18 protein-coding genes and 1 pseudogene are annotated in these 22,909 nt (G+C 28.6%); 8 read left to right on the forward strand and 11 right to left on the reverse strand.

Translation table 11 applies throughout. The annotated features are described in order from the left end of the window. The first annotated feature begins 49 nt into the window (after positions 1-49). Positions 50-1,150: an FIST signal transduction protein gene (locus tag F3K33_RS13985; protein ID WP_039768597.1), complete on the forward strand. Its 1,101-nt coding sequence runs from the start codon at positions 50-52 to the stop codon at positions 1,148-1,150. Between the two features lie 16 nt (positions 1,151-1,166). Then, positions 1,167-2,150 (forward strand): methyl-accepting chemotaxis protein, encoded by a 984-nt coding sequence (locus F3K33_RS13990; RefSeq protein WP_039768599.1) that lies wholly within the window; start codon positions 1,167-1,169, stop codon positions 2,148-2,150. A 364-nt stretch (positions 2,151-2,514) separates the two neighbouring features. Here F3K33_RS13990 and F3K33_RS13995 read toward each other — a convergent pair whose 3' ends face one another. Beyond that, positions 2,515-2,898: a retron system putative HNH endonuclease gene (locus F3K33_RS13995; RefSeq protein WP_167514415.1), complete on the reverse strand. Its 384-nt coding sequence runs from the start codon at positions 2,896-2,898 to the stop codon at positions 2,515-2,517. Next, positions 2,885-4,042 (reverse strand): AAA family ATPase, encoded by a 1,158-nt coding sequence (locus tag F3K33_RS14000; RefSeq protein ID WP_039768601.1) that lies wholly within the window; start codon positions 4,040-4,042, stop codon positions 2,885-2,887. The genes F3K33_RS13995 and F3K33_RS14000 overlap by 14 nt, the downstream gene beginning before the upstream one ends. A gap of 442 nt (positions 4,043-4,484) precedes the next feature. On the opposite strand from F3K33_RS14000, the gene F3K33_RS14005 reads away from it, so the two are divergent. After that, positions 4,485-6,224 (forward strand): ABC-F family ATP-binding cassette domain-containing protein, encoded by a 1,740-nt coding sequence (locus tag F3K33_RS14005; RefSeq protein WP_039768603.1) that lies wholly within the window; start codon positions 4,485-4,487, stop codon positions 6,222-6,224. Between the two features lie 103 nt (positions 6,225-6,327). Continuing rightward, the gene (locus tag F3K33_RS14010) at positions 6,328-7,257 is read left to right on the forward strand and encodes a metallophosphoesterase (RefSeq protein ID WP_039768605.1); all 930 of its coding nucleotides are present in this window, start codon (positions 6,328-6,330) and stop codon (positions 7,255-7,257) included. A 206-nt stretch (positions 7,258-7,463) separates the two neighbouring features. On the opposite strand, the gene F3K33_RS14015 is transcribed toward F3K33_RS14010, so the two are convergent. Further along, the gene (locus F3K33_RS14015; protein ID WP_039768607.1) at positions 7,464-8,552 is read right to left on the reverse strand and encodes a leucine-rich repeat domain-containing protein; all 1,089 of its coding nucleotides are present in this window, start codon (positions 8,550-8,552) and stop codon (positions 7,464-7,466) included. Positions 8,553-8,734: 182 nt separating this feature from the next. Between F3K33_RS14015 and F3K33_RS14020 the strand changes: the two genes are divergently transcribed. After that, complete coding sequence (locus tag F3K33_RS14020; protein WP_039768609.1) at positions 8,735-9,139, forward strand: (deoxy)nucleoside triphosphate pyrophosphohydrolase; 405 nt, start codon at positions 8,735-8,737, stop codon at positions 9,137-9,139. 104 nt (positions 9,140-9,243) lie between these two features. Here the strand turns inward: F3K33_RS14020 and F3K33_RS14025 are convergent, their stop codons facing one another. Continuing rightward, complete coding sequence (locus tag F3K33_RS14025; protein ID WP_012058982.1) at positions 9,244-9,918, reverse strand: ferredoxin-like domain-containing protein; 675 nt, start codon at positions 9,916-9,918, stop codon at positions 9,244-9,246. A 303-nt stretch (positions 9,919-10,221) separates the two neighbouring features. Next, complete coding sequence (locus tag F3K33_RS14030) at positions 10,222-11,157, reverse strand: Rpn family recombination-promoting nuclease/putative transposase (protein WP_039768611.1); 936 nt, start codon at positions 11,155-11,157, stop codon at positions 10,222-10,224. A gap of 349 nt (positions 11,158-11,506) precedes the next feature. Here F3K33_RS14030 and F3K33_RS14035 point away from each other — a divergent pair, with 349 nt between their 5' ends. The 3 genes from F3K33_RS14035 (at position 11,507) to F3K33_RS14045 (ending at position 13,639) form a co-directional block, all read left to right on the forward strand. Then, the gene (locus F3K33_RS14035; protein ID WP_039768613.1) at positions 11,507-12,256 is read left to right on the forward strand and encodes an MBL fold metallo-hydrolase; all 750 of its coding nucleotides are present in this window, start codon (positions 11,507-11,509) and stop codon (positions 12,254-12,256) included. 30 nt (positions 12,257-12,286) lie between these two features. Continuing rightward, positions 12,287-13,030 carry an NADPH-dependent oxidoreductase gene (locus F3K33_RS14040; protein ID WP_039768615.1) on the forward strand — a complete coding sequence of 248 codons (744 nt, stop codon included), beginning with the start codon at positions 12,287-12,289 and terminating at the stop codon, positions 13,028-13,030. A gap of 429 nt (positions 13,031-13,459) precedes the next feature. Continuing rightward, entirely contained in the window at positions 13,460-13,639 is a 180-nt protein-coding gene (locus tag F3K33_RS14045; RefSeq protein WP_017210666.1) for a hypothetical protein, read from the forward strand. 220 nt (positions 13,640-13,859) lie between these two features. Here the strand turns inward: F3K33_RS14045 and F3K33_RS14050 are convergent, their stop codons facing one another. The 6 genes and pseudogenes from F3K33_RS14050 to F3K33_RS14075 form a co-directional block, all read right to left on the reverse strand. Further along, positions 13,860-15,305, reverse strand: a complete 1,446-nt coding sequence (locus tag F3K33_RS14050; RefSeq protein WP_039768619.1) for a DEAD/DEAH box helicase — start codon at positions 15,303-15,305, stop codon at positions 13,860-13,862. A gap of 226 nt (positions 15,306-15,531) precedes the next feature. Beyond that, positions 15,532-16,214 (reverse strand): annotated as a pseudogene (locus tag F3K33_RS14055) (HAD family hydrolase). Between the two features lie 54 nt (positions 16,215-16,268). Continuing rightward, positions 16,269-17,615, reverse strand: a complete 1,347-nt coding sequence (locus F3K33_RS14060) for an MATE family efflux transporter (protein WP_238949045.1) — start codon at positions 17,613-17,615, stop codon at positions 16,269-16,271. 406 nt (positions 17,616-18,021) lie between these two features. Then, on the reverse strand, positions 18,022-18,333 hold the full coding sequence (locus F3K33_RS14065; RefSeq protein ID WP_023976491.1) for a pepsin/retropepsin-like aspartic protease family protein: 312 nt from the start codon (positions 18,331-18,333) through the stop codon (positions 18,022-18,024). 889 nt (positions 18,334-19,222) lie between these two features. After that, positions 19,223-20,794, reverse strand: coding sequence for a PAS domain-containing sensor histidine kinase (locus F3K33_RS14070; protein ID WP_023976492.1), 1,572 nt, complete (start codon positions 20,792-20,794; stop codon positions 19,223-19,225). Positions 20,795-21,136: 342 nt separating this feature from the next. Beyond that, positions 21,137-22,858 (reverse strand): methyl-accepting chemotaxis protein, encoded by a 1,722-nt coding sequence (locus F3K33_RS14075; protein ID WP_084670492.1) that lies wholly within the window; start codon positions 22,856-22,858, stop codon positions 21,137-21,139. Positions 22,859-22,909: the final 51 nt, after the last annotated feature.

A 22,909-nucleotide genomic window follows, 5' to 3' on the forward strand; every position in this document is an offset into this window, starting at 1 on the left:
AAATTTATTGAATGTAATGTTATGCACTTTATTATAGAAGGTGGTACGTATGAATTATAAAGTAGGAAAAAGTTCAAAAGGTGATTTAAATGAAGCAGTATCAGAAGCTACGCTTGGGCTTAAAGCACCTAAATTAATTTTATTTTTTTCCAATGTTGAACCTTTTGAAGAATATTCTAAGAAAATTAAAGAAAAATTTCAAAGCAGTATTATTATTGGCTCCACCACATTTGCAGGCTTTTGTATGGATGGGGCTTATAAAAATTCACTGATGGTTATGGGCATTGAGGATGGAATTGAATGTTATGCCGATATATTAGAAGAGGTAGATAAATATCCTCTTAAATACATAGACAGAGTTACTAAATGTGTTAATAATTTTCGTGATAAATCTAATACCATATGCTTTGAAATTTCTACTGCTTTAATAAGCTGTGAAGAACTAGTTTTATCTACATTAAATTCAGTCCTTGATGAACATAAGATTCCCCTATTTGGTGGATCTGCTGGTGACAAAGGTAAGGCTGAAAAAACAATGGTTTCTTTTAACGGCATAGTATACCAAAATACATGTGCTTTTGTAATCATCAAAAATTTAAGCGGTAAAATCACATTATACAGAGAAAATATTTATAAAAAAACTGCTCATTATTTTACTGCCACTAAAGTAGATACAAGAAATCGTATAGTATATGAATATGATAATAAACCAGCAGCACTTGTTATGGCACAAGCATTAAACACCACTGTTGAAAATCTTCCTAAATATTTAGATAGTTATCCTTTAGGTAGAATTATTGGAAGTGACCTGTATATTACAGCGAACCAAATGGTTACTAAAAATAATGGAATGTCGTATCACGCGAAAGTATATAATAATTCAAAAATGGTTCTCTTAGAGCCTGATGATTATAAAAATGTAATTAATGAAACAATTGCTACTGTGAAAAAAGAAGTTCCAAATCCATCATTAGCTATTATGGTTAACTGTCTGGCAAGATCAATGCTTTTCGAAGCAGATGGGTATTTAAATGAGTTTGCTAAAAATATGGGCAATGCTTTAGGTAACTATATAGGTTTTGCAGGTTATGGAGAACAGCTTAGAGATCAACACTTTAATCAAACAATGGTTCTTGCTGTATTTGAATAGAATGAGGTAATGCGATATGAAGTGGTTTAAATTTAAAAAAAATAAAAATCAAAACGAAGAAGAAAATATTCAAAATGAACAGAATAACAAATTAAACACAGAAAAAATGTCTAATTACGATAAGTATGTTAACTATGGTATTTTACATATGGAAAAAAAATTTGGCGAATTCATGGATGAAGAAGTTAGAGTGACTCAATCCATTAAGGAAATCGACAATACATATTCAAAAATCAATGCCATACAAAATGTAATTAACAATATAGACTCTAATTTTAATGATTTTAGCCAATATGCTAATAAAATTAATGATGTTATGAATCGCTCTGACAGTGCAGTAAAGCAAGCAGATAATAAAATGGGTACGTTGGCAGATAAAATTAATGGAACATGTACTCAGCTAGATTCAATTACAGAGGCTTTTCATGAATTAGAAAATAACTCTAGAAACATTCAAAATATGTCAAATAGTATAACAGGCATAGCTAGCAATACAAATCTCCTAGCTTTAAATGCATCTATTGAAGCAGCAAGAGCTGGTGAAGCAGGTAGAGGTTTTTCTGTTGTAGCAGATGAAATTAGAAAATTATCCTTATCAACAACAGAATTAGTTAGTGGAATTGATAAAAGTGTTAAAGAATTATATGAAAGCATAGACTCTCTTAGAGAGGAAATCAGAAATTCTAAAACAACAATTACTGATAACTATGAATATGCTCAAAATGTTCAAAAAGATTTCAAACAAGTAACTGATTGCACTATTGAAGCCAAAGAGTTTAGCCAGCATATAATTAAAGGAATTGAACGTACAAGCTCTGAGATTAGCGGTGCAGTAACTGGTGTTGACTCTGTCACTGAGATTGTGAATTCTTTGGGTAATAAATTAGATACATTAAATTTAAGAATGAGCACAAGGTCAACTATTATCTGCGATATTATAAACTTTATGCAGCAGATTGAAAATTTACTAGCTGACTCTATTAATGATAATGGAAAGTAATTAAATATGCTTTAACTTAAAATATAATTTATATCATCAACAATTCTATTATCCCATATGTTATATTTCAACATAACATAAATATATTAATCCTAAGAAATAGTGATTTCTTATATTATATATAAAAGCTGAGATTTTCCTAATGGTACAAATCTCAGCTTTTATAAAAATGATTTAACAATATCAAGCTTCATACTATTTGTATCTTCAAAGCACTTTAATATGTCTCCCCCTTATGTTTCCTATAAATTATCAATTAAAGCCTTTCTAGCTTCTTTTAGTTCATAGCTATTTAAGTTTAGAATATCTATTGTATAATTAGCTCTTAAATATTCATTACTATTTTTATCATTACTTTTAGGTATTATCTCTCACCACTTGCAATACTATAATAAAAATAATCATTAGGATTATCTATAACTGGATTTATAAATTTATCATCATAATTATTCTTTTTATAAATTCCACAGCTATTCTTTTCATTACAAGAAACCAAAATATTATTATAATCCTGAAATTCTTTAGGGTAGAAATCTCTTGGTTTTATATGTTCTATGTGACCGTCATCATTTGTATATATTCTTTTTTCACAATAAGGACAATATTCTTCCTGCTCAACAAGTAATATATTTTCCTTAATTTTATTTCTAATATCGTCCTTATTATAATCTTTCCACGATTTATGAGTATGTTTTTTCTTATAATCTAATAAAAAGTCAGGTTCTTGTTCTTTATTAACCTTTAGCATTTTTTTTATTCCTAACTGATACATCCAATCTTATTCTCATAATATCTTTATCTAGATCTCCTAAATACGTTCTTAGATAATTAAATAAATTTTTAAATTCTTCTGTATCATATAAATTTCTATTTAATAAATCATATATTTTGTTTAATTTATCAGTGATATCGTCATTTCTTAAGCTATCTAATTTCATAGTTGTACTTAAGATATCCCCTATGCTTTTTCCATAAGTTTCACTTAATTCATCATTATCAACTAACTTAATTCCCTTTTCATCTTTTGCCATTACTCTTAACTCATTAGATGTTATATTCCCAATTACATGAGGTGAGTGAGTTGCTATAATTAATTGATTATTATGTCCAATGCTCTTATATACATCGATTATCTTTCTTTGCCATTCTGGATGAAGTGATATTTCTGGTTCATCAATTAATATTATTGAATTATTTACTTCTAAAAACTTAAGCGACAATGCTCTTAAGAACAATTGCTTTTCACCTGATGACAAACCAGCAATATCAAATTCTTTGCCTAAGCTATTTCTAAATATAGGTTTTGTCTCACTTGTTTCAGATAACCCTACCAACTTAATATCTAAATTCATAATAGAAAATATACTATTTATATCATCACAAACTTTATCTATAACTTGACCTATAGTTTTATTTCTGTTTTTAAATATTTCTTTATTAATCCTTGTAGCTATAAATGATGGCACATTTTGAGTCATATTTTGATCTACTATATTTTGAAAATGTGGTGTAAAATTCAGCGTATTGTCCACCTTATTAATCTTTTCAAAATTTATTTCTGTTGGCATATATACAACTTTAGGATCAGTAGACCTATCCCCTAATGCATAAGCAATCTCTGGACTTAACATCCCAATTTCATTCTTCTCTAACTTCACAGTTGCTGTATATAATGCAGGAGTCAGCTCCACTTTATTATCTCCCACTTCTTCATAATCACATTCATCTATTTCAAATGAATCATAAATGCACTTTAATAAAGTAGTCTTTCCCGAACCATTTTCACCGATAATAACAATTGTATCTAATATTTTTTCATTATTATCTTTAAAATCTATCTCTAAATCATTAAATATTTCATGATTATTAAATTTTATTTTTTCTAACTTCATCTTATATCACCTCTCTTATCTTCAAGTTGTTTTTCATATGATGTTACTATCTAACATTTCCCCTTAGGTCTCCCACTTATTTGGAATTATTTAACTTCATTTAATTCCTCAAATTTTATTTTTTATATTCATCATACTCAACATTCTAAAAAAACACTAAATATTTTCTTTAATGCAAATTAGTTTATATTTTGCTTTGATACTAACAATATTATAGCTAAATAAAGACAGTGTTTCAATACTCGCCCAACTTTGAAGTTTTACTTCATTAGAGTAAAGCTACATAGATTAAACATAAGCCACTTCTTAAGTCATACAATATATCTCTCACAAATGTTTATAAACTTCCCAATCTATGATACAATCAAGTGTAAAATTCCACACGATATAACATAATATAAATAATTATAGAATTTAATCATATGAAAAACGAGGTAATAAAATGATAAAAATTGATAACTTGTCGTACTCATTTCCAAATAAGGATCTATATCATAATATTTCATTTACTTTAGAAAATGATCAGCATTGTGCTTTTATAGGTTCTAGTGGTAGTGGGAAAAGTACACTAATAGATATACTCATGGATCCTGAGAACTATATGTTTGATGGTACTCTAGAGATTGATCCAAATTGTAGGATTGGATATGTGAGTCAGTTCTGTGAGGTAGATAACACAAAAGAAACAACAGTTTTCGAATATCTATGTGAAGATTATATTAAACTGCAAAATGAGATAACTTCTATTTGTAGCTTAATGGAAACATCTTCTGATATTGATGCCCTACTAGAAAAATATCAAGAAGCTTTAGATGCTCTTGATGTAATTGGTGGAGATGATTTTGAAAGCACTCTTAGTAAGAAATTAAATCTTGCAAACCTAAGTAAACTTAAGGATTCAAAGATATCTGATTTAAGCGGTGGAGAGTTTAAGCTTATCCAAGTAATTAGGGAAATGCTTAATAGTCCAGACTTAATGATTATGGATGAACCTGATGTATTTTTAGACTTTGAAAATCTTAATTCTCTTAAAAACCTAATAAATTCTCATAAGGGAATGATGTTAGTTATTACTCACAATAGATATCTATTGAATAATTGTTTCAATAAAATTATTCACCTTGAAAATCATGAGCTCCAAGAGTTTGATGGAAGCTATATAGACTATAACTTTACATTACTTCAAACTAAAATCGAACTTCAAGAACTATCTGTTGCTGATGATGAAGAAATTGAGAGAAACGAACGCATAATCAAGAGACTGAGAGATAGAGCTGAAGTTACAGGGGAAACTGCTGCTGGAAGGTATCTAAAAGGTAAAATGAAATTCCTAGAAAGATTAGAAGCTCGTAGAATAAAAAGACCTTTTGTTGAAATCAAGCAGCCTTATATACGTTTAACTACTAACAACCAAGTTGAAGAAAAAGTTGCTCTAAAAGTTAATAATTATAGTACTGGCTTTGATGAGATACTTTTAGAAAATGTTAATTTTGAGATTAAATCTAACGATAAAGTAGCTATTGTTGGTTTAAATGGTACAGGAAAAACTACTTTACTTAGAGATATCTTTAAGAATGACAACCCTGCTATTGAAATAGATTCTGAAATTGAAGTTGCATATTTATCACAGCTTCAAGGCGAAATATTAAATGAGTCTAATACAATACTTGAAGAATTCTTAGACGCAGGATTTAAAACTTATGATGATGTTGAAACTTACATTTCAAACTATGATTTTGAAGAAGAAAGAATCAACCAAAAAGTAAAAGATTTATCTGGTGGTGAAAAGAATATACTTCAATTAGCCAAAATTTCTGCAAGCAAAGCAAATATGCTGCTTTTAGATGAACCAACAAGCCATTTAGATATATATTCACAAATGGCCCTTGAAGAAGCTATAGAAAAATACAATGGTGCTATTTTAATGATATCTCATGATTACTATTCCATAATTAATTGCGTAGATTATGTTTTACTTATTGAAGATAAAACAATCAGAAAAATGAATATGAGAAAATTTAGAAAGATGATTTATGCGAAATACTTTGATAAAGACTATTTAGAAATTGAACAAAAGAAAAGAGATTTAGAAATTAAAATAGCCATCTCCCTAAGAAATACTGATTTTGAACGTGCAAAAGCCTTATCTGAAGAGTTAGAATCATTGATTAAATTGCTTTAAGCACGATAAAAAATGGTATCTGACTAACATATATTCTTCTTTAAAGGGGCAGATTAACTACATATAATTAAATTAATTTTAAATATCATAAAAGAGGTGTACTATGATAGCGGAAAAAAAGCTCGCAGAAAAGCGATTAACAGAAGCTTATAAGAATGCTAAAATTGAATATTTTGATAACAACTCTAAATACATATTTTTCAGTGATTGCCATAGAGGTGATGGTACACCCTCTGATGAATTTGCAAAAAATCAAAATATTTTTTTATTTGCATTAGAATTCTATCTTAATAATGGGTATACTTATGTTGAAGTTGGCGATGGAGATGAACTTTGGGAACACTCTAACTTTAAACATATAAGACTTGCACATGATGAAGTATATGCTCTATTAAAAAAGTTCTTTGATTCTGATAGATTGATTATGTTATATGGTAATCACAATGTACACTTAAAATATAGCAATTATGTAGAAAAGAATTATTATAAATTCTATGATGAATATAACGAAGAAGAAATAGAGTTATTTCCTGGAATCACACCATATGAGGCAGTGGTATTTAAACATAAAAACACAGGTCAGGAAATACTAACTGTTCATGGTCATCAAGGAGACAGGATGAACGACAATTTGTGGCGTTTTAATATGCTTACAGTAAGATATTTTTGGAAATTCCTTCACTCAATAGGATTCATAAATCCTGCAAGCCCTGTAAAGAGTTCTGAAAGGATTCATAAAATCGAGCGTATTTATAGTCATTGGATTAAAATGAATAAAATCATGATCATCTGCGGACATACTCATAGGCCCCACTTTCCAAAAGTCAAGGAATTACCTTACTTCAATGATGGATCATGTGTTAGGGCAAGTGGAATCCAAGGAATTGAAATAGTAGATGGAAAAATTATGCTTATTGAATGGAGAATCAGAACTGATTCAGAGGGTATTCTTCATATAAAAAGAAAAATATTAAGAGGTCCAGAGCAAATTGAAAAATTTGACCTAAGAAATAATAAAACTAGTATGAAATAAGCTATAATATCAGCAAATTCTTCTAAGAAATATTATTTATTAAAGCTGAGACTTTCTAAATATATATATTGCGATTCACAATGCACATTTCACAATTGCGGCTAAAATTCTTGCAATATTTTTAAAATTATGATTAAGAATTTTTTTGCAATATATAAGAAAATCTCAGCTTATAAAATTACTAATTTACTACTTACTGTTTAATCTTAGGAATTCCCTACAATTTTATTATAATCTACACCAGCTTTAATTAAAAGTTGTTTCACTGACTCACTTTTTACATTAAACAAAGTATTTTTACATCCATTAAATGCTCCTTGTTCTATTTTAGTTATACTGTCAGGAAGAACTATGTTTGTTAAGTTTATGCAGTTTTGAAATGCACTATGCTCTATTGTTATAACAGTATTAGGAATTTTTATACTGCTTAAGTTTGTACATCCATAAAAAGTACCAATTCCTATATCTATAACTCCATCAGGAATAGTTATACTGCTTAAATTCTTACATCCATCAAAGGCACTACTTCCTATGCTTGTTACAGTGCTAGGTATTTCTATGCTTTTTAAATTTACTCCTCCAGAAAATGCATTCCATCCTATATCTGTCACACCATCTGGAATTGCGTATTTTTCGTCAACTTTCCCAACAGGATAATTTAACAATTTAGTTCCATTTTTGCTATACAATACTCCATCAACGCTCTTAAAAGTTATATTGTTGCTATCTACAGATATATTTTTTAAGTTTGTGCATCCTGATAATGCATATCCATCTATACTTTGTACACTAGCAGGAATGTTTATGCTTGTTAAACCCGTACACCCAAAAAACGCTGATCTTCTTAAGGCTGTTATACCATTTGGAATAGTTATATTTGTTATATTCTTATTTAGATAAAATGCTTTATTTCCTATACTTTTTATTGCAACATTATCAATTTTATCTGGAATTACAACATTGCTGTCATTACCTAAATAAGCCATTATTACACCAGTTTGTTTATAAAAAGCCCATGCTCCTTCTATTGTGACATTTTGAAATTGACCACTACTATTAATGACATTATCCCCAAACTCATTTGGCGTACTACCTAACATATAGCCTTTTGTATCAAAATAATATAAACTTCCATCAATTACTCTCCAGCCTGTAGCCCATGAATTTCCTTCTGAATACCACCAGCCTTTTTTATCTTGCTTCCATTCTGCATTTGCACCTATTGGATTTAACATTAATACAGAAGCTACTACCAAAGCACTAGCAATTACTTTTGTTAATTTCAATTTTTTCATATTATCCCCCTATTTTTCCTAAAATTACAAAATATCATTTTATTGTATTTTAACATAATTATAAATAATATTCCATAATGTTGTTTGTTGTTAAAAAGGTTTATTTAAAAGAAGGTTTAAATTTTATAAGTTTATTTGAAAATACAATACATATACTATAAAATATTTTTTGAGGTGTTATGATGAAAAAAACTATTAATGTTGTAGCTGCAATTATAAAAAATGAGAACGAAAAAATATTATGTGCTTTACGCTCTCCTATTATGAAATCACCAAATCTTTGGGAGTTTCCAGGTGGTAAAATAGAAGCTAACGAAACTCCAAAAGAAGCTATTGAAAGAGAAATTTTTGAAGAATTAAATTGTAAAGTGCGATATATTAATATACATAATGAAAATAGACATGAATATGATGATTTTATTGTAAATTTGATAACTACTAACTGCGAATTAGTAAATAGCTATCCTAAAGCTAATGAACATGCAGCTTTATTATGGCTGAAGCCAGAAAGTCTGCTTTCTTTGAAATGGGCTCCTGCAGATATTCCTGCTGTGCTTGAAATAATAAAAAATCATGCTATTATTTAGCATGATCTTTTACACTATTAGATATATTAAATTGAAACTAATTGATTTGTTCATTAATTTGAAAATTTTCTATTCAGATAAAACCCTGTATTAAAATTTTCACTTTATAGATAACTATTAAGATTTATTTGTTCTTTGAACTCATCTAATCCTACTCTATCTATGTAATCTCCTAATCTTTCTCTGTTAGTTGCATTTTCTCTATATACTTCAATAACTTTTTCTATTAAATCATATACTTTTTCTTCTGATACAGAAAGTGCTATTCTATCTGCTATTCTTGGTCTTGCTCCACCTTTTCCGCCAACATAGAACATCCATCCTTTTCCGCTTCCTATTAATCCTATATCTTTAAATGCACTATCTGCACAGCTATGAGGGCAACCACTTACTCCCATTTTTAATTTATTAGGTAATTCTTTTCCATGATATAAGCTGTCCAATTTTGAACCAACTGCCACTGAATTTTGAAGACCTCTTTTACAAAAAGTAGTTCCTGGACATACTTTTATACTTCTTACACATAGACCTACTGCTGCACCTGGATCCATCCCTAGATCATCCCAAGCATTATCTAAATCTTCTTCTTTTAATCCAACTAATGCAATTCTTTGAGCTCCTGTAACTTTAATAGCCGCTGCATTATATTTTTCAGCTACATCTGCAATATTTCTTAAAATCTCTGGAGTTACAAGTCCAGCAGTTAAATGTGGAGCAATTGCATATGTTTCCTTATCCCTTTGTAATATTGCCCCTTTTTCTAATAAATCAGTTTTCATCGCGTATCTCTCCTAATTCTAATTCTCAAAATAAAGTATTAATGTTATATAATAATTTCTATTAGTTATTGTATCATATTTATAATCCAACCTCTAGCGAAAACATGATATTCGAAATATTCTAAATATTTAAAAGCTTTTAATATATAATATATCTTTTGATGAACTCTATTTATTGTAGCTTTTATCTTATTGGTTCTTACTATGCTTTTGCACTTTTATATCGACTATAATATAATTTTGTTTAGAATAATTAAAGCTGAGGCCTTCTAAATATTAGAAAATCTCAGCTTATCTCTTAAATTAATTCTTGAATCTTATTTTAGATATCTCATCTACATTTAAGCCTGTTAATTTGCTTATATCTTCATCATTCATACCCAATTTTATTGCATTTTTAGCAATCTCGATTCTATCTTGCTTTCTAGTTTCTTTTTCAACTTTTTCTTTCATTTCTTTAATCATAAAAGCATTATTTGCTACCATATTTTCCACTCCTTCTTTATCAGCTTCTAGTATTTTAACAACACTTTCTCTTACGGTTTCATCAACAGTATTCCTAAGCCAGTGTTTCAATATTTCTTTTTCTCTACTTGTTAATTTATTAAATTTTAGTGCTACAGCCTTTAACCTCTCAAAAAATTCTAATGGTTCTACCTTTTGATCTAATAAAAATATATCTGATGTAATATTATTGTTTTTTATTAATTCTTCTTTTGTATATTGATGATTTACATCAATAAGTGAATATTTAAAGTTTACTATATTCTCACCAAACAACTTATTTTTATTTACTATATCTTTAAAATAAAGAGGTACATTCCACTTTCTTATAGCATTATATAATACAATTGGAATTACTGCTGGAACTCTAAATCCTTTTCTATTTTTCTTATCTTCCTCTGTTAAATTTTTAGTATATTCTCTAAGTATTTCATTAATATAAAAGAATAATCTTAAGGGCATTCTATAATCCACAGTTGATTGAAATTCTAAAAGTGTATAGAATATGATTTCTTCTCCACCAACATTTGCCCTATATACAATATCCGCTTCATTTTCTTCATAGTCTGCTAATATATACTGCTTATCTACTAAAATTAAATTTTCTTCATTTAATTCTTTTGCCCAAGATGCATTAAGCATTTCTTTAATTAAATTAACAAACACTAATTTATTTGAATAAAGATCTTTATATGATTTATCATGTACATTATTTGTAGCCCTCTTATAATCCATTCACTTACCTCAATTATAGCATAAATTTAGATTTAAGCGCTCATTTATCTATACTATAATTATTTCCAACCGCTAACAAATTATACGTACATATGTTCTACTAAAAAAATAAAATAAGAAGTATATAAATGTAATAACTAACTGAGATGCTATACCCTACTACATTACATACAGCTATATTTCTTTCTTTTGTAGCTTCAATATCACTCATGATTCTCCTAATCTTTCAAGTAATTAATAAATTCTATTTATTTAAGCCAAAATATCGATTGACAAATTTAATTTTATTCAATATAATTTAGTCATACTGAACATTAGATAAAGATTAATTATTTTGGAGGAATGGATTATGAGAATTTTAGCATTGGAATTTTATAAAAATGGAAGAATGAAAGAATCTTTTGCATTTGGAGGATCACTTGAAAAAGAAAAAATTAATATAAACAAAGATTACCCTGCAAGCCTGCAAAATTATTTAATAGATACTGGAAAAGAGGTTATCTTGGTAGACACAGGTTTACCAGTTGAGACTCCTGATTTTGAAGATAAACCTGATCAAGCTTTATATATGGGTGAAAAAATTTCTAATTTTAAAGAAGCACTAAAAAATGTTGGTTATGCTCCAGAAGATGTTAGCAAAGTAGTTTTAACTCATAAACATCCAGATCATGCTGGTGAACTTAGAATGTTTGATCATGCAAAGATTTATATATCAAAAATAGAGCTTGAGGCTATGAATATTGCAGCCGACAATTTAGTTGAAGTTAATTTTACTGATGGACAGTATAAAAACTTTGATAAAAGCCAAATTATAAGTGAAAATATTTATATGCTGCCAGCTTATGGACATACTACTGGAAATTCATTAATTGTTGTTTATGATAACGGTATTCACTACATGATTCATGGTGATGTTACTTACACAGACGAAGCTTTAAGGCAAAACCAATTATCTGTTGTCTTTGAAGATAAAGTACAAGCAATTGAAACATTAAATAAAGTCAGAACTTTTATAAAAGAAAATGATACAGTTTATTTATCAACTCATACTCCAGAAGGTGTAACTTCCCTTAAAAATAAGACTATAATGAAATTGTAATAAATCGTAAAATTGAAAGGATTGAATAAAATGAATAATACAATAGAAAATATAAAAAATCATAGATCAATTAGACAATATTTAGATAAGGATATTTCAGATGAAATCATAGATGAAATAATAAAAGCATCTCAAGCTATGCCTAATTCAATAAATGGTCAGCAAACAACTGTCATAGCTATAAGAGATAAGGCAAAAAAAGAAAAACTTGCAGAACTTGTTGGAAATCAAGAATATGTAGCTAAAGCTCCTGTTTTCTTAGTTTTCGTAATGGATTTTTATAGAACTTATTTAGCTGGCGAAAAAACTGGTTATAAGCAAATAATACATGAAGACATTGAAAGTGCTCTAGTTGGTGCTGTAGATAGTGGAATTACTTTAGGTGCAGCAATAATTGCAGCTGAATCTCTAGGACTTGGAACTGTTCCAATTGGTGGAATAAGAAAAAATCCAGAAGAAGTTATAGAACTCTTAGATTTGCCTAAATATACATTCCCACTTGTAGGCCTTGCAATTGGATATCCTTCAGATGAATCACACCAAAAGCCAAGAATTCCATTTGAAAGCTTTAGACACAATGATACTTATAACAAAGAAGCTATAGAAAATTCTATTGATAGCTACGATGAAGAAATGGAAGCTTACTTAAAAGACATCGGCAGATATGACAAAGAAAAAAATTGGAGTACTTTAACTTCAAGTGTTTATCAAAATATATATTATCCAAAAGTTAAGGATGCAATGAAGAAACAAGGATTTACCCCTGCAAAATAAATTTTCCTAATAAATAAAGAGTACCAATCATATTCCCCTTATGATTGGTACTTTCTTTGAATTTTCAAAGTTGTTGTAGCTTAATGCTTAATAAGTCTTCCCCCTATTTTCATAAGTATTAACTCATTCATCATATTTAGCCCCATTATTACCATCAATTAAATTTAAACTTTTAGAAGATAACTTAATTATACGACTCACTTTATATTAACACTAAAAAATAATTTACTATAATAATTTTTATTAAGTCTACTTTTTACATTATTCAAACTAATCCCCCATATCATCCAGTTATTCAAGTCTTAATTCTTAATATTTCTTCCATGTTTAGTTTTGAGTATTTTTTCAGAAAAATTTTAAAAGAAGGAATATTCAAAATATTTAGAATATGATATAATAAGATAAAAATATATAGAGGTGGTATGCTTTATGGAGAAATATGGAGATCATGAAATAATCGTAATACAGAATAATGAAAATCAATACCCATATAAGGCAATTGCAAAAATAGGTGATAATGAGATAAAGCATAAGGGGCAGAGTAAGTCTGAAGCAATTGATTTAGTTAAGCAAAGCATTAATAAGTTAAAATCCAAAAATATAATCTAACTGTAGTATAAGTAAATTCAAATTAATGAAAACCATTGCATTTAAAATATTAGGTATAGAAACTACATAAAACCCCCGACAGATGTCGGGGGTTTTTATCTTAGAAATAGAAAAATGGACTTCTTTATTACCTCTTCATAAGAACTACTCGCTCTCACAACATTAAAACGTCATCAGGTAAAATATTATTCTCAAATTCATAAGAACACCTTGTTTATTCTTATATATCAACTTTACTTACGGTACGAAGCCTGCCTTTGATAGGTGTTTTTTGTAACTGCTGGAACACCCACTCTCCTTTATTATTTAATATTTCTACAAAGGTAGATATATCAACTATATTGATTATTCCTATATCGTCTTTTGTCATACCTTCAATATTACAAAGCGTGCCTACAATATCTACCGCTCTCATCTTTGTTTTCTTACCTGCATTAATATGTAATTTCATAATCTCTTTACTTAGCTTCGCACCCTTTGTTTCTTTAATTTCAGGTCTTGTATTCATCTTTAAAGCAAATTCTTCTTTGAGACTATTTACAGTTTCCACTTTAGGTCTTTCCTTCAAAAGAATTTCTTTACCGATATATTCATGTATATCATTTAAAAACTTACTTTCATTTTGTGTTACAAAAGTAATTGCCTTACCCATCTTGCCTGCACGTCCAGTTCTTCCTATCCTATGAACATAACTTTCCTTGTCTTCTGGTATATCATAATTAATTACATGGGTGATATTATCTATATCTATCCCTCTAGCTGCAACATCTGTGGCTATTAAATATCTAAAATAACCCAGCTTAAAATTATTCATTACTCTTAATCTATCACTTTGTTCCATTCCACCGTGTATTTTTCTGCAATCATACTGGAGCTTTGCCAATTCTTTATAAACTTCATCTACCTTTTGTTTTGTATTGCAGAATATCATACAACTATCTGGATTTTCTAATATAGTTATATCTCTTAAGAGATCTATTTTATGTGATTCATTTACGTTATATCTTTCTTGACATATATTATCTACAGATTTATTTTGCTCCTCTATTTCAATATGTATAGGCTCTTTCATATATTTATTGCATAAAGTCTCTATGTCTTTTGGCATTGTGGCTGACAATAACATAGTCACACGTTCTTTTGATAAGCTTTTTATTATTGTTTCTATCTGCTCTACAAATCCCATATTAAGCATTTCATCGGCTTCATCTATTATAAGATACTTTATTTTTGATGTATCAAATGTACCTTTTTCTATATGATCTATAATACGACCAGGTGTCCCAACTACTATATGTGTTTTTTGTTTAAGTTCCTTTTCTTGATCATAGAAAGGTGACTTCCCATAAATTGCAGCTGCTTTAATTCTTTTAAATCTACCTATATTAAAAAAATCTTCTTTGACTTGGATAGCAAGTTCTCTTGTTGGTGTAATCACTAATGCTTGAGGTTTATTTTCTTCCCAATCCACTAATTGGCAAATAGGAATAGCATATGATGCAGTCTTACCACTTCCAGTTTTAGACTTTACTACTATATCCTTTTCTTCTAACGCAATCGGTATAACCTGTTCTTGAACTTTTGTTAACTCCTTGAAATTCAGCATACTAATTGCTTTTAATAACTCATTGCATAACTTATAATCATTAAAATTTGCTTTTATCATTTGATCATCTCTTTTCTATATTTTCACTATTATTGCTACAAACATACCTTTTTATACAATATTTCCTCTTTATCATTACAATCCATATAACAATATCCATACTAACCTTTTTATTATATCATACCCATGTATTTCATTTGCAATCAATGAAGAACTTCCTTTTCTTTACTCTTATTTTAGCAACTTCTTCAATACTTAATCCTTCTAATTGTCGAATTTAATATTTTTATAATTCCCCGTTTAATATTCGATATATTGCTTTAGCTACTCCAAAATTTACATTTATATCTGTAATATATTTAGCTACTTCTTTTATTTCATCAACTGCATTACCCATGGCAAATGAATTTTCAAATTCTGTAAACATAGAATAATCATTTAAGCCATCTCCAAGCACTACTACCTCATCTTTTTTTATATCCAATTTTTGTGCTACTTTTGCAAGAATTTTTCCCTTCTCAGCATCCATATGATTTACTTCAATGTTAGTTCCAAAACTTGCTGATACAGCTAGTCCTTCTAATGCTTCCATCTTTTTACCATTCCAGCTAAAGTTTCTTCTTTTGTATTTGTTGTATAAAATCCATCATCTGTGTATATTTCTATAGCCAGATCTGTACATTTCATTACCTCTAAAATTTCTATTGCTCGTTTTTTTTCGATATAAGTATGTTCAACTATATCTCCATTAATATCTCTATATTCTGCTCCATTTAGTACAACACAATCACATTGTAAGTCATATTTATGTATAAACGGCTCTACATCAGAATATGCTCTTCCTGTAGCAATTGCAAACTTAATTCCATTTTTTTGTGCAGCCTTAATTGCTTCTATATTTTCTTTTGGTATATCGTGATTTTTCCCAATCAATGTTCCATCCATATCTGCTGCTATTAACTTAATCATTTATCTTCTTCTTCCTTTTCTATAATTTTTATCCCATGGCTTTTAGTTTTTATATTACTTTATTTCAACTCTAAAATTTTTATCTGAGTAAAAAACTATAAGTACAAAAATTGCACATGTAATCCAAATAAGTGGTTCTGATATACATACTCCTAAATAACCCATTGATGGAGCTAAAAATCCTACAACTGCAAATTTCCCAAAAAGTTCAATTGAACTAGAAACAAGTGGCGTAAATTTCTTTCCGATTCCCTGAAGCGTACTTCTATATATAAGAAGTGTGGCTAATACATAATAAAAAGGAGTATTAATTCTTAAATATTTTACTGCTGTATCTATAATTAAAGTATCATTTGATCCAGTTAAAAATTTTATTATATATGTTCCAAAGGCAAAGGCAGTTATAACAACTATTGTTGACCATATTGCACCCATGATAACTGTTTTTTTAAGTCCAATATTTATCCGTTCATATTTCTTTGCCCCATAATTTTGACTTACAAACGTGGCTGATGCTGTTGCCAATGTTCCAAGTGGCATCATGTAAATTTCACTAACTTTTCTTGCCGCCATATGTGCAGTTATTATTTCCTTACCAAAGCTGTTTATTGCACCTTGAAGTGCAACTGAACCAATTGAAACAAGTGATAGCATAAATCCCATAGACAATCCTGAAGTAATTAATTCCATTACCATAGTACCATCATATTTAAAATCTCCTTTGGATAATTTTAGCTCCGGACATTTTTTTATAATATGATTAAATCCTAAGATTACAGCTACAATCTGTGATATGACAGTTGCATAAGCAGAACCTCTAACACCCCATTTAAATACTAAAATAAATGTAAAAACCAACACTACATTTAGAATTGAAGCATAAATTAAATATATAAGTGGACTACGGCTATCGCCCAATGCTCTTAGAACCCCTGCTATCATATTGTACATTATAGTAACAATCATAAACATTAAAATAATTACAATATATCCATATGCATCGTTTATTATTTCTTCTGGAGTATTTAAAAATTTAAGAAGATACATTATTGTACCTACTCCAACAGCCGTAAATACTATTGATATTATAAGGTCAAGAATTACTGTCATCGCCACAGCCTGTCTCATGTTATGCATCTCTTTTGCTCCAAAATATCTTGCAATCACAATAGCAAATCCATTATTTATACCAACCGCCATGCCAACAATAAGTCCAAACAGTGGGGTTGTAGCCCCTATAGCTGCTAAGGCATTTTCTCCTAGTGTATGTCCAACAATCACTGTGTCCGCCAAATTGTACATTTGTTGAAACACACTCCCAAGAAATATAGGTAATGCAAAATAAAAAATTTGTTTACCAGGATTTCCTGTTGTTAAATCCGTGATTTTATTTTTTTCCATTGTAGTTTTTTCCTCTCCATCTTGCTTTCTATGTAATTTAAACATTCCATCAAAATCTTTTTTAATTTTACTATATCACAATATAATAAAAACTTATATTATCCGAGAATTTAGGAACAAAAAATACTTTTTAGGTATTTATTTTTTTTAGAAACATATTGTTTTTTCTATATCGTCCTTAGCAAAAAAGCACTGCACGAAATATATAAATTAGTGCAATGCTTGCATATGGAAAACCTTGTTTCCCCCAGGGGTTCTTCTGAAGTCGGAAGGGCTGAAGTTGCTAAAGAATATATAACTTGTTCTAAAGAACATAGCATAAACTTTATAAAATTATGAAAGCCAAGATTTTCCAAATATAAGAAAATCTTAGCTTACAAATATTTCTTTACTAGATTCTAGTACCTTAACTGCTATATAATTTCAATTCTTTTAAGTTGATAGTTACACCTAATTTTAATAATACATCAAGTCCAAGTAAACCATTTATATGTCCTTCTTCATCAATTAATCCAAAATCTATATTTACATCTTCTAGACAATTTCTTCCTATATTAACTGAATTAATATTTTTCCTATAAGAATAATGCTCGCCACCAACACCATACATTGTGATAAATTCATCGTCTGCTTCCGCTTTAATCCCTAATTCATATACACTATCTGGATTAATAATAGTATATAATAAGTTTATAAATGAGTCATTTTTTCTATCCATATTTCTACCTCCATTATATCATAAATTTAGGTTTGATCACTCATATGTCTATATTACAATTATTTCCATCATCAAGCGAAATATACGCACGTATGTTCTTGGTAGATAAAAAAATTACCAGCCTCCTTTAAGACACTCCTTAATCTAGCAGACTTTAATTATTTCAATTATCTTTCCTCATTTCTCAACTTCTTTATTTTTCTCAAAAACTATAAGAAATCCTCTTTTAATATCCTTGAAACAATTTTGCAATACAATTTCCATTAAATATTTTTAAATTTATTTTTCGTATCATGTATATTCAAAACAAAACTACACATGCTAATATCATAAGGAACATAACAGTCGAGCAAAGATTTATATATGCTCTTGATATAAGGGTGTATATAAGTCGAACAAAGATTTTATAATGGTTATAACATATAGTTGTTATGATAGTCGGCGATAAGATTTTATCTGGTGGGGAAAAGTTTTATTATAGTTGATTATATCTATTATAATAGTACTCCAACTTATTATATAAGGTCGAGTTAACATTATTCAATGTGTTGAATTGATTTAATACAGCCGTGAGGTTATATTAAGTTGAATAAATATGTTGTGTGGTGGAGCGAAACATGGTAATTGGTTGTGATTTGTTGTATTATAGTCGAAAGATTATAATATGATGATAAGCTATCTATTATTGTGCTAGTGAAGATTGTTATGCTCTTTAAAAAACCGTATTTAGTATATATCTATGCTAAGTGCGGTTTTTTAATCTTGTTTGTACCAATTAAGGCACTATTAAGAAAATACCAAGTTAATTCATCAGCATATTTGGATCTGTTATTTTCTTTTATGTACTAAAATATATTTTTGAATTCTTAATAATTCATAATTTTAAAAGTTAAAAATAAACATCTGAAAATTCTATTCTTATACGTTCATCCTTATTTTTAATATTTCTATCATATATCATATTTTCCTTAGCTACTGCTCCAGCTGGAAGGGTCACAGTAAACTTACTCCCTTTTCTATATTCACTTTCAACATTTATACTGCCACCATGCAATAGAGCAATAGATTTCACTAGACTCAATCCAATACCAGTACCTTCCGCATTTCTAGACAAAGATTTATCCGCTTGTTCAAATCTATCAAATATAATATCCAATTTTTTCTCTTCAATACCAATCCCATTATCCTTTACTGATATTTCAACCCATTCATTCATATCCTTAACCTTTACAAATATTTCACCATTATCATTTGAAAATTTTGTAGCATTAGAAATAAGGTTTAGCATTATTCTCTCGATTTTTTCTGGATCACACGCAATAATTTTCTCTTCCGTATCCGTGTCAAAAATAATATTTAAGCCTTTAATTTTAACAAAACTTGTTACTGACATAACTATTTCTTCTACGACATTAACTATATTCACATTTACTAGGTTAAGTTGAAAAAATCCTGCTTCTATTTTTGATGAGTCCACTATATTGTTAATAAGCTTTGATAACCTATAGGTATTTAGCTTTATTGATTTAAAATATTTAATAAATATATCCTTTTTATTTATTATTGAATCATCCATATAATACATTTCTAATAACTGAGCTGTTGCCGAAATTACATTTAATGGAGTTTTAAGTTCGTGAGATATATTAACTAATAACTCTTCCTGCTTTTTTAATGTATTTTCCATGATTTTATTCGCCTTTATTTCAGCAGTAACATCCATTTCCAATAATTTATTTTGTTCTTCTAGCATTTTTTCTAATTTTTTTCTTTCTGTAATATCCCTGCTAAATCCTGATACAGATACCAAATCCCCATTTTCATTATATGTAGGAACTAAAAAATCCTCTATCCAGACATAATGTCCATCTTTATGTTTAAATCTTGCACAAAAAGCTTTGGAAAAATCCGAGTTTTTATCTATTTTAGATTTTTGTATATGAAGATCATCAGGATGAATAATTTCAAATGGCAAATTGGCATTAGTATAATGTATTTCTAGATCATATCCTAAAATCTCTTCAATTGAAGAAGTAAGATATATAAATTTGAACTCAGGTAAAATTTGAAATGCAAAAAAAATGTCCTGAGTTTTTTCACACGTTTTGATTAGCTGATTATACCTCTCTTCAATGTGAAGATATTTGCTTATATCTATAAGAGATAGGTATGCTCCAACTATTTTAGAACCATCATCAAGAACAGGTTTAGAGACAACCTCAAAAAGTAACTGATTACCATCTTTTTTTAAAACTAAAGTCTCAAAACTTTCACGTGATAATAAATCATTAAATTTATAACCTAAAAATTTATCAATATTAGTATTTAGAATTTCATTTTGCATAAATCCTAAAATCCTATAACAGTTTTTAGAAATAGATTTAATTACTCCATTTGTATCCACTTTAATAAGTAACTCTCTCTTTATTTCAAAATTGTCTAAATCAATATCTAAGTTCATTTTTTCTATTCTCCTAACAATATATGTATACTAAATTCAAAAGCTAGTATTAAACATTGAAGAGACTTAATTCGATCCCCTTCATATATTTACATAATTTCTCACTAAAAAATAATTATAACATATAATCACAAAGACATCTTAATTTTTTGTTTTTACTTTGATTGCAGATGAAAATTTTTACACAAATACATTTAGCAGTTACTAAGTATATAATTTATGGCCCTCAGAGGTTGTAGTCGAGAGAATATAAATTCATAAAGAATAAAAAAAGAGCCTTGTTACAGGCCCAATATTAATATTTATTGTATTACTTATTTGAGTTTTCTTCATATATATAACTTAAACTTTAAACTTAGACATTTCAGTCTTTAACTTTTCTGCACTTTCTTTTGTTTGTGTAACCTGTTCTAATACTTCATTAGATTTATGACTAATTTCTGCAACTTTATTTGCTATATCTACCGTTCCACTTGCTCCTTCGCTTGTTGCTTCTGCTACCCCATCTATAGTTTTTAAAATATCATTAATTGATGCTAAAAGTTCCTCTGATGTTGAACTAAAGTCCATAACAAGGTCATCTACAAATTTTGCATCTTCACTATATTTTCCTGCTACTTCAAGCATATTACTATAGTCTCTCTTTACATCTTTAGACACAAATTCTAAAAGATTATTTGAATTATATGAAAGATCGTTAACAGCTTCTCTAACCTTATTTGTTACTTTCTGTATTTCTGATACAGTATCTTTTGACTGTTCTGCAAGTTTTCTTACCTCGTCTGCAACTACAGAAAATCCACGCCCTGCTTCCCCAGCTCTTGCTGCTTCTATCGCTGCATTTAATGCCAATAGGTTTGTCTGTTCTGTTATCTGCATAATTGAATCAGATAGTACATTAATTTCTTCAACTACTTTTGACTTTTCTAAAGCTTTTTCAAGTCCATCTTTTGTATTTACAAATGCATTATGAGCTGTCTTTTGAGAATTTTCAATATTTTCTTTAGTTTGTTGTGCTCTTTTATTTATTTCTCCTGCTTGAATCGTTCCCTCTTGTGATTTTTCAGCTATTGATTGTACTGCCTTACCTATTTCTTGAGAAGTTGCTGAAGTTTCTTCTGCTGAAGCTGAGGTTTCCTCAATAGTTGCTGAAAGTTCCTGCGTAGTTGCTGAAACATCCTCTATATTCCCATTAAGAATTTTCACTTCATTATTTACTATGTTAACAACCTCTTCTATTTTATCTGATTCTTCTACAATATTTTTAATTAATGATTTTAAGCTTACATTTATATTATCTAAAGCTTTCGCCATTGTTCCTATTTCATCTTTTCTCTTTTTAAATTCTACAGGTACTTCACTCGTAAAATCTCCACTTGATAGTATGTCCAAATAATTAACTGAAATATCTAAAGGTTTAACTATATTTTTTGTGATAATCTTAGACATCAAATATCCTACTATAATAGAAACAGCTATAGATATAAGAAAGATTAATGTTATCTTTTTGTAATTCTCATTGTTTAACTCATTAATCTCATCGGCTTCTTTTACAGTATGCACCGCTAACTCTTTTAAATTTGCTTGAAAATTGTTGGCCACATCTTTAATATCTTCATTCTTTTCTAATGCTTCCTTTTGCTTTCCCTCTAAAGCAAGTTTTAATATCTCATCCATTGCTTGTCTATATGTTGATAAATCATTTTCTATCATTGGAATCATATCTTTTTCATGCGTATCTAAATCTACCTTTTTATAGTTTTGAAAGTTATCATCAAACATTTGCGTTCTTTGTTTAATGTCCTTCATTTTTTCATTTTGTTTGTCTTTATCATCTGGATATAATATTATGTAATACATATCTGCTTCAATTGCCCTTGCCTGATTTCTATTATCATTTAACCAATTAATTGAATTTAATTTATTATTATACATTGATTCCATATTATCATTGCTTATTTTCAGCTCAATGTAACCGAAAACACCAACAAATACTGTAAAAATCAATAGTATTGAACTTAATAATTGTAATTTACTTTTTATTTTGATATTACTTAATTTCAAAATAAAATCACCTCCAAATTCATTTTCGCTATTTTTTTATACCATTACTCT

The sequence above is a fragment of the Clostridium beijerinckii genome, assembly GCF_008705175.1.
Taxonomy (GTDB): Bacteria; Bacillota; Clostridia; order Clostridiales; family Clostridiaceae; genus Clostridium; species Clostridium beijerinckii.